This window comes from Dendrosporobacter quercicolus, assembly GCF_900104455.1.
In the GTDB taxonomy this organism is placed as follows: Bacteria; Bacillota; Negativicutes; order DSM-1736; family Dendrosporobacteraceae; genus Dendrosporobacter; species Dendrosporobacter quercicolus.
This window is the reverse complement of the sequence record NZ_FNHB01000001.1, coordinates 413,530-426,829: the sequence shown is the minus strand read 5'-3', so window position 1 is coordinate 426,829 and position 13,300 is coordinate 413,530. Positions and strand designations below refer to the sequence as shown.

Below are 13,300 nucleotides of genomic sequence, written 5' to 3'. Positions count from 1 at the left end.
ATACCACCGATCCGCCTCTTGAGAAAAACGTCTGACGCTGGTTCAAACCTCCATAATAATTGGCAGAATCATCGGACGGCGGCGAGTGCGTTCATACAGGTATTTGCTCAGCATATCGCGTATATTCGACTTGATTGCCGCCCATTCGGTAATATGGTTTAATTCACATTTTTCCAAAGCCTGACTGATTTTGTCCCGGGCGTCTTCAATAAGCTGCTCGGATTCCCGTACATAAACAAAACCACGGGACACAATATCCGGTCCGGCAATCACGCCGCCATTTGCCTTGTCCATAGTAACCACCACAATTAATATGCCATCCTTGGATAATTGCCGGCGATCCCTGAGAACAATATTGCCGACGTCTCCTACCCCCAAACCATCCACCAGTACGTTGCCGGCGGTTGTCTTACCCGCAAAACAGCCTTTCTCCTGGGAAAACTCAAGAATGGAGCCATTTTCAGCGATAAATATATTCTCTTTCGGCAGTCCCAGATCCAGAGCCAGCCTGGCGTGTTTTTTCAAGTGACGGTATTCGCCATGTACCGGTATAAAGAATTTGGGCCGGATCAGATTATGCATCAGCTTAAGCTCTTCCTGGCTGGCGTGACCGGATACATGTACGCCGGACGCTTTTTCATAGACTACTTCGGCGCCCTGTCTGAGCAAAAAGTCAACCGTCCGGGATACCAGCTTTTCATTGCCGGGAATGGGTGTGGCCGAAATAATCACAGTATCGCCCGGAGTAATATCAACCTTACGGTGATCAGACATTGCCATCCGGGTCAAAGCCGACATCGGTTCGCCCTGGCTGCCGGTGGTAACAATGACGATACTGGCCGCAGGGTAGTTGTTGATTTCATCAATATCGATTAAGACCCCTTCCGGAACAGTCAAATAACCAAGCTCTATTGCGATGTTGACAACATTGACCATGCTGCGGCCCAGAACAGCGACTTTGCGTTTATAGCGGCAGGCGGTGTCTACGGCCTGCTGAATCCGGTGAATATTGGAAGAAAAAGTTGCAATGATGATTCGTTCGCGGGCATTGCGGAACGTTTCATCAAATGTCAGGCCAACCGACCGTTCACTCAGAGTGTAGCCGGGCCGTTCCGAATTGGTGCTGTCTGCCAGCATGACCAAAACACCTTGGTCGCCCAGTTCAGCCAGTTTATAAAAATCAGTGACTTTATGATCTACCGGCGTATGATCTAATTTAAAATCCCCGGTATGTACAATAGTTCCGGCAGGGGTTGTCAGGTAAAGCCCCACCGCATCCGCGATACTGTGGCTGACATGAATAAAGCCCAGCTGAAAGAAGCCTGTTTTTATGCTGTCGCCAGGCTTTACCGGTTTTAAATTCGTTGTCGGTACATTCGCTTCCTTTAACCGGCTCTCCAGGATACCCAACGTCAATCTGGTGCCGTAGACGACCGGTACATTGATTTGCCGCAATACAAAAGGCAACGCCCCGATATGATCTTCATGCCCGTGGGTAAGGACAATTGCTTTAATTAAGTCCTGGTTTTCTACCAGATAGGTAATATCAGGAATGACCAGATCAATACCCAGCATATCATCTTCAGGAAACATTAAACCACAATCAATGACAATTATTTCATCGCCATAGCGGACCACTGTCATGTTTTTGCCGATTTCGCCCAGTCCGCCCAAAGGGATAATTTGAATTTTCTGTGGTATTTTTGCCAAAAAAAATTACACCTCCGCTTGCTATGAATATTCAGTTCGAATAACGACATATAGTTTTGCAAAGCACTCATCCGGCCATTCTGCCACTTGTAATTATTATAGCCTATTAAGCATATTCCAACAAGTAGCAGCGCTAGACTATTATATACAAAAATTGGCTAATCAATACAGCCCATCCTAGTGGACGGGCTGTATGCACGAAGCTGAATACCAATATAAGCCGGGAATTGATCTTTCTAATGGCCAAAATCCGCCAAAGCCTGACGAATGACGGCCAGTTCCCCTTCCGTGGCCGGTATCAGGGGCAGCCGCAACGGGCCGGCATTTTGCCCGATGAGGTTTACTGCGGTCTTAACCGGAATGGGGTTTGTGGCAACAAACATGGCTTTAATAAACGGCAGCAGCTTAAGGTGACAGTCCTGAGCCTTTTTCAGGTCGCCGTCAAAAAAAGCGGCAATCATGTCCTGCATCCGATCACCGATGATATGAGCCGCCACGCTGATCACGCCTGCTCCTCCCACCGTTAATATCGGCAGGGTCAAGCTGTCGTCACCACTATAGACCAGAAAATCCTGATCGGTGTTTCTAACGATTTCCGATACCTGATCTAAATTTCCGCTGGCTTCTTTAACTGCCGCAATATTGGCAATTTTAGATAAACGAATAATGGTTTCAGGCTGAATATTGGCTGCAGTGCGGCCTGGAACGTTATATAAGACCAGCGGCAAATTGGTGGAATCGGCAATTGCCTTAAAGTGCTGATAATAGCCTTCCTGCGGAGGTTTATTATAATAAGGCCCAACCAGCATAGCGCCATGCACGCCGAGTTTTTCGGCTTCAACCGTTAAGGCGATTGAAGCGCGTGTGTCATTGGAGCCGGTGCCGGCGATAATACAGGCCTTATCGCCTACTGCGTCCAGCACGGCGGCGAATAGTTTGAGTTTTTCCTCCTTGCTGAGTGTGGCCGATTCTCCGGTACTGCCGGCGATAACCAATCCATCGGAACCATTGGCAATCAAATATCGGGCCAACTCGGCGGCAGCTTGATAGTTAACGCTATAGTCACTGTTGAACGGGGTTACCATTGCTGTTAAAACACGCCCAAAGCTTTTCATATACGTCCCTCTCTCCCTCCATGTCTAGTACCGTGCATCACCCTAACCAATTTGGTTTATCATGCGGTCTTTTGCCTTGCATATGTAGGTACGGTAGCAAGGCTTCTGGCCTCGCAGGGCGGAAACTCCTTGCAAACTTATCCCCTGTTTTAAAGGAGATACAGCCTTATATAGCCGCCAGACTGAATTTTTCATGTAAAGCGGTAACCGATTTTTGCATCTCGGATTTTTTTACTAAAACGGAAATTGAGGTATGGGAGTCCACTGTTTGCAAAATCTGAATGTCATTCAGTGAAAGAGCCTCAACAAAACTTGCCATCACCCCGGGTACTTCCCGCATGCCGCCGCCAACAACCGAAACCTTAGCGCAATCATACAGGGTTTCAACCTCATAGCCCAGCGCCCGCAGGGTTTCCGCCGCTTTGTCGGCGAGTTCCTCAGCAACGGTGAACATGATTTGGCCGGGATGAACGTTGATTAAATCAACACTGATGTTTGATGCAGCCATTGTTTTAAAAACTTTATAGCTGGCGTCGGTATGATGAGTGCTAACCTTGATTTGGGCAATATTCGCCAGATAAGTTACGCCGGTCGCAATCCGGTCTGTTACGGACGTGCCGCCGGAATCGCCTTTGCTGACATTGGTAATTAAAGTCCCCGGCTCATCACAAAAAGTTGACTTGACCACTAATGGTATATTCTTTTGCATTGCAATCTCCACCGCCCGCGGATGAATTACTTTTGCGCCTTGATGTGCCAACTGACAAACTTCGCCATAACTGATACAATCCAGTATTTTGGCATTGCTTACCAAACGGGGATCTGCTGTCATTATGCCGGCGACATCGGTATAGATTTCAATCATTTCGGCATTCAGCGCTCCGCCGAGGGCCGAGGCTGTTGTGTCGCTGCCGCCGCGGCCCAGGGTAGTGAGTTCCCCGTCGGCAGTTACTCCCTGGAAACCGCAGACAACAGGTGTTTTGCCGTTTTTTAATAACCTGAGGATTGGCGCCGAATCAATTTTTAAAATACGGGCATGATTAAAATTGGCGTCAGTAATAATACCGGCCTGACCACCGGTTAGCATAACGGCCTCAATACCGCGCTCTTGCAGCGTAGCGGTCATTACTGCCGCCGATATCATTTCCCCGCAGCACATCACCTGGTCAAGCTCGCGGGCGGCGGTATGTTTATTAGCGCTGCGAACCAGTCCTATCAGGGTATCCGTAGCATAACTATCGCCTTTACGGCCCATTGCCGATACCACTACCACCGGCTGAAGATCCTGTTCTTTGGCCTTTTGGATTTTTTTAACAACCAGTTGTCTGACTTCGGGTGAAGCCACCGAAGTTCCGCCGAATTTCTGTACAATTATCCGCATGATTCACACCTCAAAGCAATTTGTGGTTGATCATATATTCTGCAATCTGGAGTGCATTTAGCGCCGCTCCTTTTCTGATTTGATCGCCGACCACCCAAAGATTGATTCCATTCGCGACCGTATGATCAGGTCTTATCCTGCCGACAAACACTTCATCTTTGCTGGAAGTAAACAGCGGCATGGGATACAGCATGTTTTCCGGATCATCCTGAACAATAACGCCGGGAAATGCAGCCAAAGCCCGGCGGGCCTCTTCCACTGACACACTGTTCTCCAGCTCAATATTGATTGATTCGGCGTGACTGCGGTATACCGGAACCCTGATCGTAGTTGCAGTGATTCCAATGTTATCGTCATTGAGTATTTTGTGCGTTTCGTGAACCATTTTCATTTCTTCTTTAGTATATCCATCCTCAACGAATACATCGATTTGCGGAAGTAGATTAAAAGCGATTTGATAGTGTTTTGGCAGGCTGGCTCCGGGCAATATCTTGGCTTCAACCGGACGGTGGTCTACAAGGGCTTTTACCTGGTCGTCCAGTTCGTCAATCGCTTCCTTGCCGGCGCCGGAAACAGCCTGGTAAGTCGAGACGACAACTCTCTTAATCCGCGCCAGATCATAAAGCGGTTTTAACGCCATCGTCATAATGATGGTAGAGCAGTTCGGATTGGCAATGATGCCGTTGTGTTCTTTAATTGCTTCTGGGTTAACTTCCGGTACGACCAGCGGTACCCGGGGATCCATTCTGAAGGCGCTGGAATTATCTATTACCACAGCACCGTGCTTTACTGCAGCCGGCGCAAAAGTCTTACTGGCGGCTCCGCCGGCGAACAAAGCAATTTGTACGTTTTTAAAAGAATCATCCGTTGCTTCCTCTACAGTATACTGTTTGCCCATAAACTCAATTACTTTACCGGCCGAACGTTTCGAGGCCAGCAGTTTTAACTCGTTAAAAGGAAATTGGCGTTCAGCGATCAAGGCTAAGAACTCCTGACCAACCGCACCGGTAGCACCTAAAATAGCAACATTGTATTTTCTCATCATTTTCGCTCCTTCAATTAACAATTAATCTAATATATGTTCCAAACCAAAAACCAGTCCTTCTAAAGTTAAAACTTTTTTACAGGCCAATACCACGCCCGGCATAAATGATTCCCGCGATATCGAATCATGCCTGATGGTCAGAGTCTGGCCCAGGCCGCCAAAAATAACCTCCTGATGGGCAACATAGCCCGGTAATCTTACACTATGCAGGCGAATGCCGGATAGTTCCCCGCCGCGCGCTCCCTCGTATTTTTCAAATTCAGCCGGATGCCCCTGCTTTAGATAACCACGGGACTGGGCAATGAGTTTCGCGGTCCGTATTGCTGTTCCCGAAGGTGCGTCCAGCTTTTGATCATGATGCAGTTCAATAATTTCAACATGCGGTAAATATTTGGCCGCCTCCTGCGATAAACGCATCATTAAAATTGCACCGATGGAGAAATTAGGAGAAATTAAAGCGCTAACTTTATGTTGTTCACACAGCTCGCGAATTTCATTCATGTTTTCCTCTGATAATCCGGTGGTTCCCACCACCGGGCAGACGCCGTTTTTTATCGCAATACGGATATTGCTCATTACTGCCTCAGGTATAGTAAAGTCGACAATTACCTGCGGTTTTGCTTCCTTAATCACCGTTTCCAGATCATTGCCCACAGTCACGCCTAATTTTTCAACGCCGATCAATTGACCAATATCAGCGAAATCAGACTTAATATCAACTGCGCCAACAATGCTGAGCTGTGGATCATTATATACCGCCTTTAATACCTCAAGCCCCATCTTGCCATAAGCTCCGCATACCATAACTCTTATCATTGATACTCACCCCCATGAATTGTAACCATTACCGCGTCAACCTTAAGAACTGTGCGTAAAGCGCTATAAAGTAAGCTTGAATTCAGCTGCAGCCGCCTTACCAGCAGACTGCTAGTGCTTTCTGGCCGTATAAAAGCAGCCGGCAAGACTCATCTCACCGGCTGCCGGATACAGGCAGCAAAAGGACCAGAAAACCAACAACCGTCTTCTATCCAAATGAGATAGCACTCCACCAAGCTAGCTTGGTGACAGTCTGACACCTGTTAAATGCCAGACCAGTATCAAAAATACGGTATTATTGATACTTCGGCGGTCAACCCTTTTCTTTCAGATCATTGGTACCACGCTCCCTGAAAGTACTATTGTTGCCCGCACCTCTACTCTACTGTGCAGGATCTATTTAGTTTATGTACATTTTATAACATAGGTTCCGTCAGTGTCAACGGTTTTTCCCGAATACGCCGAACTTTATTCAGGAGCAGTTACAGCGCAGTTTGAGGGTTAAAGCAAGGGACTGTCTTTCCATGCTTTTGCATTTGAGACACTCCCTTACCCTGTTTGCTATTTACTTGCTTGTGGCATGACTTTCCACGTCCTGAGCGCCATATTGCCGTAATATTTGGGCCGCTTCATTCACTTTGCTTTCGCTGGTACGGACAATTGCCAGTATTTTGTCCTGTTCTACCTGCTTGGCATAGTGTTCGCTTGCTTCCGAGGGGATGCCCCAGTCAATCAGACCACCGGCCAGACCACCGGCCAACGCACCGCCAATCGCTGCACTAATTGGACCGGCGGCAAGCAGGGGACCTATTCCCGGTACAACCATCGCCCCCGCTCCAATCAACAAACCGCCAATACCGCCAAGGGCGCCGCCGGTCAGGGCTCCATCGGTAATATCATCATTGTAGGTTTGCGAACCGGAAGACTGTTGTTTACCCTGGGCTTTGGATACGATACTGATTTCTTCTTTGGTAAAACCCTGGGAGCGCAGTGTCGTGATGGCTGTTTCAGCATCGGGTCTGGCGGCAAATACGCCAATTACCGTTTTTTGCTGATTGCCGCCGGCTTGGATATTGTTTTGCGTACCGCCTGACTGAGTACCGGCCTGCACTTGCTGATTTGACAGCTGGGAATTGACATAGCTGCCGGCAACGTTGTTGTTTGCATTGGATTGTGTTTGATCATTCATCTGATTGTTCATTACGGATAAGCCTCCTAACATTAAATGCTGTATTTGCAATTAGTGTTAGTTTATCCGCAAATTCAGCTAATATGTACTTCCCTGCCTTTCCCGGCGCGAATTGGCATACATTCTGTCAAAAGCATTGTTTAAATCAACAATGATTACTTCATCGCCAATTCTTTTAATCGCCGGCCAGGGGATGGCCGATGTTTTATGATCACTAAAAAGATTAAAGAAACCACTGCGATTTGGCAGCATCAAAGAGTTAATCCGGCCTGATTTGGCATCAAATGACAAATCACAATCGTCAATAATACCCAGACGGCCGCCGTCGCCAATATTGATTACTTCTTTTCCCGTCAACTCACTTAAACGCATGATCTCATCACCTACTTTATAAATTTGAAAAATAATGGCTGGATCATAGCCAGGCAGATGGCAGTCAGGGCCAACGGGTCAATGGCGATGCTGCTCAGTGTTATCCGGGCGGGGATATCAAGCTTCAGAAATGAAGTTAACATGACCAGTGATAAATAGACGCCCCCGGAGACAGCAACGATTTCCTGAATGGCCAGAGACAATGGCGATGCTTTGCTTTCATGGCCGCTTATTTCACGATAGCGGTAAATCCTGAATCCAATTGAGCAGGCAATGCCTATACACAGCAATAGCAAGGTTGCCAAACTGTCCATAACATCTCCCCCACACTAGCTTTTATAAATGTTATGAGCACAAAAAACAAATTATGTCCAAATTTAAGCAGGGTTGCCTCGCTCCTGCCTGTTTAAGGCAGCCAGCTTATTTCTAAGGGGTTTCGGTCAACAAGCCGTTGATAATGATACTCCGGATATCCGGCCATCAGCGCTCCGGTTATAGCCTTTCCCGCCGGTATTTTAAACAATTCCATCAACGGGGCATAGTTGGCTTCCAGCCCCATTTCCAGCAGCCCGGCCCAACAAGTGCCAAGACCTAGAACGGTTGCATATAATTCAATATAAGCCAGTGCAAAAGCAGTGTTTTCCCGTCCTCGGGCCTGGTTCCGGGCGGTTGTCGCTAAAATAAGGTGCGGCGCATCGCGAAGTATGGGATCAAGTCCCTGGCGATATGCCCGGATGTGATGGCTAAAGCTCCAATGGGCTGTTGTCTGGTCCTGGGCTTCCATCCATTCCATCATCAGCTCAGTTGCCTTTCGCAGGATAGCTTGGTCTTCAACAACGATATAGGAGACGCCCTGGCTGTTGCTCGCAGTAGCGGCGAAACGGCCGATATCAATTAACTGCACCAGCTTTTCCCTTGGTACGGCCGTCTGTTTATAGCTGCGTATTGAGCGGCGGGAGCGCAAAAATTGCCGGGCAGCCGCTGCTGCAATTACCGGAAAGCCGGTTAATGCAACCTGCCGGGCAAGCGGGCTTTTCCGGTGATCAAGCGCCGACTGCGGACATACAGCCACACAATGGCCGCAGGAAATACAAGCCTCCGGAGCAACCGCCTCTACTGCCCCTTTAAGTTCCAGCGCCCTTACCGGGCAAATCTTTACGCAGATACCGCACCGAATACAGCGCTCTTTATTTACCTCAATTAAATTCAATCTGACCACCTCTTTCATAACTTCCCTACAATGTGTCTATATATAATAGTAAATGCGTACCTTCTCTCCGACAAGTACGCACTAATTTGTATAATAGTATCTTTTTGTATACTGTAGAAAATTAGGCATCCCAATCCACTTGCCGCCCTGGACGATTTAGCTAATTTTTTTTAACAAAACGGCCAGTTGTTGAATAGACTATACAGTGTAATTAATGATTTGAGATTAAGGAGGCGTTTTTTATGGATGATCATTCCTTTTACCTGGCTCTTTTTGCAACAGCCGCGACAGCATTTTGTGGTATAGTTTCCTATTTTAGAAGCAAGCAGGCATTGGCCCACCTTGATAAGTCTGAAAAGATGAGCTGAATCCATGAGACTGCCTCCTTTCCGGGAGTAGTGCAAAAAACAAGCTCGCATTGCTTAGCTTGACAATTTAGACTTACCGGCGCAAGGGATGTCCGCGGCGGACCTCAAACCTCGTCCGGCGGCAATTGGCCGCACCAAGGGGTGTATTGCAATGCGTCAGCATTGCAATACACCCCTTGGTGGAGTCTAAGTAACAGGCTATAATAACCAGCTATAATCCCGGCAGCGTCTGCCGCCAGTCTACAATCCGGCAGTCCGCTTAATTAACAAATTTTAAGTATGGGCGCTTCCTAATTCTCTCCGGTACTGCCAAAACCACCGGAGCGGACTGCGGCAGTGCTCAGATGATCATGATCGGCTATAAGATACCGGTAAAATATCCCCTGGGCAATGCGGGTGTTCCGGGTGAGATGAACAGGCTCCTGAGCATGATTGAATACTGCAATCATGATATGGCCTTCATTGTCGGGATTATTGTAATAATCGGCGTCGATGATTCCCTGACTGTTAATTAAAGTGATACGGTTTTTCATGGCAAAGCTGGAACGGATATGAATACCAAGGTATTCATCAGCCTGCATATAGGCTTTAAGGCCGGTGGCAATCAGCGTAACCTGCTGAGGCAGAAGCGTTTTGTCTTCCGCTGCCGCCAGGTCATAACCGGCGCTTAACCGGGTTTTACGGGCCGGTAAAATGATATCTTTATCTTGATAGTGGGAAACAATTTCGAAACCTCTTGTTTTCATGATAAGCTCCTTCGCTGGTTTTGATCAAAAATTTAAGGTTGCGCCGACTTTCTTTAGCGGTCCCAGAGTAGTCAGGCAGTATCCTGTACGAAAAGCACCATTCATTACTCGATTGATGTCGGCGACGGTAGTTTGGTCAATTTTAGCGATAATTTCTTCTAAGGAAACGTATTTGCCTAAGCTGATCTCCAGTTTGCCTAATCGTGACATCCGGCTGCTTGAACTTTCCAGCCCCAGCAAAAGATTGCCTTTCAGCTGTTCTTTTACCCGTTGCAGTTCCTGCTCGCCGACCCCCTGTCTGTTCAGTTCGCTGATATTATTTACAATCAGTTCCAGAACTTGCTCAACATTGGCCGGACGTGTGCCGGCATACACGGTTAATAAGCCGCCATCGCTATAATTTGTCTGGTAAGAATATACCGAATAGGCCAGGCCGCGTTCTTCCCTGATGGATTGAAACAAACGGGAACTAACACTGCCGCCCAACAGATTATTATAGATATGATAAGCATATATTTCCGGAGTATCCTGGGCAACGCCAGCCGTACTAAGGCAAAAATGCACTTGTTCAGTTGATTTGCCGTACACTGTCTGTGCGCAAGTAAACTGTGGAAGCGGGCTGACCTGCTGAACTTTGGCTCCTGCCATTTGAGCAAAATATTTTTCGGCCAATTCCCGCAATTGACAGTGCGTAATATTGCCGGCGGCGGCGATAACCAGATTGTCAGGCGTATAGAATTGACGATAATAATCTAAAATTGCTGTTTTGTCTATTTGTTTGATGGATTGGGCTGTACCGATGATGTTATGTCCTAATTGATGGTCAGACCAGATATTGCCGACATGAAGATCATGTACAAGCTCATCCGGCGTATCTTCATACATCGATAATTCTTCCAGGATTACTTCACGTTCCCGCTCGATATCATTCACTGCAAACCGGGATTTAAGCAGCATGTCGCTCAGAATGTCCATCGCCAGCTCTACCTGGGAATCGATCACTTTAATGTAATAGCAGGTATACTCTTTTGCGGTAAAGGCATTAAGCTGGCCGCCAACAGCATCAATGCTTTCGGCAATCTCTTTGGCCGAACGCCGTTCTGTTCCTTTAAATAATAAATGTTCAATAAAATGTGATATACCGTGATTATCAGCCGTTTCAGCCCGGGATCCACTGCCCAGCCATAGGCCAAATGTCGCAGACTTTACATAAGGAATGGTTTCGGATACTATCCTGATTCCATTCGGCAATACGGATTTTTGATACATAATTTACTCCTTAGCTTTTGTATTTAGTTATTCTGGTTCATGAGGTGAAATACCTTCCCGCTTATTTATATTTACCGGATAAGGTGAGCATGCACAAAAAAAGGGTGCCTCCCAATGCCTTTGGCATTAGGAGGCACCCTTTGGGGATTAACGGCTGTTCAAGCTCTTGGCAATGCCGTTAAAAATACCGGTGGCCAGGCGATTGCGATAAGCATCGCTGTTTAAGCGGGCCGCTTCCTGGGCATTGCTTATAAAACCCATTTCAACCAGGATACTTGGCATCGAGGTATTTCGGATAACGTAAAAAGTTGCAGTTGAAGTGCCTTTATTTACGGCTCCGGTTTCTTCGATTATCGCAGTTTGCACATTCGACGCCAGGTTCGATGAATTGTTGCTATGATAAAAAGTCATAGCGCCGGTGATTTTAGAATCAGGATTGGAATTGGAGTGAATGCTGACAAAGATATCGGCATTGTTGGCCTCAGCCAAATTTACCCTGGCTTGCAGTTCTTGTCCCAGACTGCTGCCTGCCGCCGCAACCGTACGGTCCGTTTCCCGGGTCATGATTACCTTAGCCCCTGCTTGTACCAATTGATCGCGCAATTTTAAGCCAACTGCAAGGTTGTTGTCGGATTCTCTGGTATTATTGGCTACGGCGCCGGGATTGCTGCCGCCGTGGCCAGGGTCAACAACAATCACTTTACCGCGCAGACTGCCGCTGGTTTGCCCTGTACCTGTACTTGGCGCAGCAGGCAGGGGCGTAACTTTCACCGGCGTATCGGCAGTAACGCCAGGCGTTGATTTTGAGTCAAATATATTTAGGATAGGTCCTAGTATTTTATCAAATAGAAAGCCGAATAATTTTTCGAAAATATTACTGCCGCTGCTTCCCCCGTCATCCGTAGAGGACATGGTACTGGCTGTTAAGGCATTCAGCACACTATTGGCCGGGGCAGCGTGAGATACTTGAACCGGAATCACTATAGCAAACACCATTAAACTCAACATAATAAAAGTTATAAACTTTATTTTAGTCATCAAATCCCCCCCTAGTAAGCATTATCCAAACAGCCATTTCAGCAGTCAGTGTATAATTTTGACCACTGGGTAAAACATAGCATGTTGACATAATAACACAAGGTTGGGTTTTTGGCAATGAAAAAAACAGGCAATTTTCTGCCTGTTTTTCCTATTTTAGTATATCAGATACCGTGGTTATGGTATAGCCTGATTGATTGATTTCTTTAATGAGATCTGGCAAAGCTTTGGCGGTCGGCGCAGTGGGATGCATCAAAATAATGGCTCCGTTGTGTATTTTTTTGGTTACCCGCTGTTTAAGAACATCCGGCGGCGGCCGTTTCCAGTCAATGGTGTCAATGCTCCACATGATGGTTGTATAGCCAAGCTCATTGGCTGCATTAAGCACCATATCATTGTATTCACCATAGGGAGGGGCATAGAGCTTGGTTGTTAACCCTGTTATTTCTTTAACCAGTGTTTCCGTTTTTTGAATTTGTTCTTTATTCTGCTCCTTGCTTATGGCGTTGGGATGGGGATGACTGTAAGTATGATTGCCCAGCTCGTGTCCTTTATTGGCAATGTCCGCTAATAATTCAGGATACTTTTTCGCCCAGCTGCCGCCGATAAAAAAAGTAATGTGGATATTGTTGGCGGCTAAAGTCTGCAGCATATCAGGCAAAAATTCCTCACCCCAGAACACATTGCAGGCAAAGGCAACTTTCGGTTCGGCAATGCTGCCGTGAAAAATTGGCTGAATTTTATTTTGACTGCTCGTTGTCGTACTGAGCAACGGCTGAAGCAGGCCGGCCAGCATCGCTATGGTTAAAAACACACCGGCGGCAAAGATTACATACCACTGTCTTACCCGGGTAACAATCATCCATCTCAATGGCAATCACTCCTGACTGCAATGATTTATTGCTTTTTACCAGTGTATTAAAGAGATGGGAATTTCATGAAACATATTTAGCAAATGCAAGTTTGCGGCCCCGGCCTTCGAGTGGCCTAAATGGCCTGATGATTGCCGAAGGCTTACTGAAAGACCTTTTTCACCGCCTC

14 protein-coding genes and 1 riboswitch are annotated in these 13,300 nt (G+C 47.1%); of the genes, 1 reads left to right on the top strand and 13 read right to left on the bottom strand.

Going from position 1 to position 13,300, the window contains the following annotated elements:
- Nucleotides 1-42 precede the first annotated feature (42 nt).
- From BLR06_RS02020 to BLR06_RS01980, 9 genes are all read right to left on the bottom strand, one after another.
- On the bottom strand, nt 43-1,710 hold the full coding sequence (locus tag BLR06_RS02020) for a ribonuclease J (protein WP_092067777.1): 1,668 nt from the start codon (nt 1,708-1,710) through the stop codon (nt 43-45).
- A 236-nt stretch (nt 1,711-1,946) separates the two neighbouring features.
- Nucleotides 1,947-2,825, bottom strand: a complete 879-nt coding sequence (gene dapA, locus BLR06_RS02015) for a 4-hydroxy-tetrahydrodipicolinate synthase (RefSeq protein ID WP_092067775.1) — start codon at nt 2,823-2,825, stop codon at nt 1,947-1,949.
- A gap of 166 nt (nt 2,826-2,991) precedes the next feature.
- Nucleotides 2,992-4,206 carry an aspartate kinase gene (gene dapG, locus BLR06_RS02010; RefSeq protein WP_092067773.1) on the bottom strand — a complete coding sequence of 405 codons (1,215 nt, stop codon included), beginning with the start codon at nt 4,204-4,206 and terminating at the stop codon, nt 2,992-2,994.
- 10 nt (nt 4,207-4,216) lie between these two features.
- Entirely contained in the window at nt 4,217-5,248 is a 1,032-nt protein-coding gene (locus tag BLR06_RS02005) for an aspartate-semialdehyde dehydrogenase (protein ID WP_092067771.1), read from the bottom strand.
- Between the two features lie 24 nt (nt 5,249-5,272).
- Nucleotides 5,273-6,067 (bottom strand): 4-hydroxy-tetrahydrodipicolinate reductase, encoded by a 795-nt coding sequence (dapB, locus tag BLR06_RS02000; protein WP_092067769.1) that lies wholly within the window; start codon nt 6,065-6,067, stop codon nt 5,273-5,275.
- Between the two features lie 214 nt (nt 6,068-6,281).
- A riboswitch (Lysine riboswitch) is annotated at nt 6,282-6,455 on the bottom strand.
- Nucleotides 6,456-6,632: 177 nt separating this feature from the next.
- On the bottom strand, nt 6,633-7,268 hold the full coding sequence (locus BLR06_RS01995) for a general stress protein (protein WP_245697988.1): 636 nt from the start codon (nt 7,266-7,268) through the stop codon (nt 6,633-6,635).
- Nucleotides 7,269-7,334: 66 nt separating this feature from the next.
- The gene (locus tag BLR06_RS01990; protein ID WP_092067767.1) at nt 7,335-7,628 is read right to left on the bottom strand and encodes a YlmC/YmxH family sporulation protein; all 294 of its coding nucleotides are present in this window, start codon (nt 7,626-7,628) and stop codon (nt 7,335-7,337) included.
- 11 nt (nt 7,629-7,639) lie between these two features.
- The gene (locus BLR06_RS01985) at nt 7,640-7,942 is read right to left on the bottom strand and encodes a hypothetical protein (protein WP_092067765.1); all 303 of its coding nucleotides are present in this window, start codon (nt 7,940-7,942) and stop codon (nt 7,640-7,642) included.
- Nucleotides 7,943-8,034: 92 nt separating this feature from the next.
- A complete protein-coding gene (locus BLR06_RS01980; RefSeq protein ID WP_092067763.1) occupies nt 8,035-8,838 on the bottom strand; it encodes a nitroreductase family protein in 804 nt (267 codons plus the stop codon).
- Between the two features lie 242 nt (nt 8,839-9,080).
- Between BLR06_RS01980 and BLR06_RS20175 the strand changes: the two genes are divergently transcribed.
- Nucleotides 9,081-9,206: a hypothetical protein gene (locus BLR06_RS20175; protein ID WP_255319464.1), complete on the top strand. Its 126-nt coding sequence runs from the start codon at nt 9,081-9,083 to the stop codon at nt 9,204-9,206.
- A gap of 290 nt (nt 9,207-9,496) precedes the next feature.
- Here BLR06_RS20175 and dut read toward each other — a convergent pair whose 3' ends face one another.
- From dut to BLR06_RS01960, 4 genes are all read right to left on the bottom strand, one after another.
- Complete coding sequence (dut, locus tag BLR06_RS01975; RefSeq protein WP_092067761.1) at nt 9,497-9,952, bottom strand: dUTP diphosphatase; 456 nt, start codon at nt 9,950-9,952, stop codon at nt 9,497-9,499.
- A gap of 24 nt (nt 9,953-9,976) precedes the next feature.
- Nucleotides 9,977-11,221, bottom strand: coding sequence for a M16 family metallopeptidase (locus tag BLR06_RS01970; protein WP_092067759.1), 1,245 nt, complete (start codon nt 11,219-11,221; stop codon nt 9,977-9,979).
- A 147-nt stretch (nt 11,222-11,368) separates the two neighbouring features.
- Complete coding sequence (locus BLR06_RS01965; protein ID WP_092067757.1) at nt 11,369-12,259, bottom strand: N-acetylmuramoyl-L-alanine amidase family protein; 891 nt, start codon at nt 12,257-12,259, stop codon at nt 11,369-11,371.
- 151 nt (nt 12,260-12,410) lie between these two features.
- Nucleotides 12,411-13,121 (bottom strand): polysaccharide deacetylase family protein, encoded by a 711-nt coding sequence (locus tag BLR06_RS01960; protein ID WP_245698036.1) that lies wholly within the window; start codon nt 13,119-13,121, stop codon nt 12,411-12,413.
- Nucleotides 13,122-13,300: the final 179 nt, after the last annotated feature.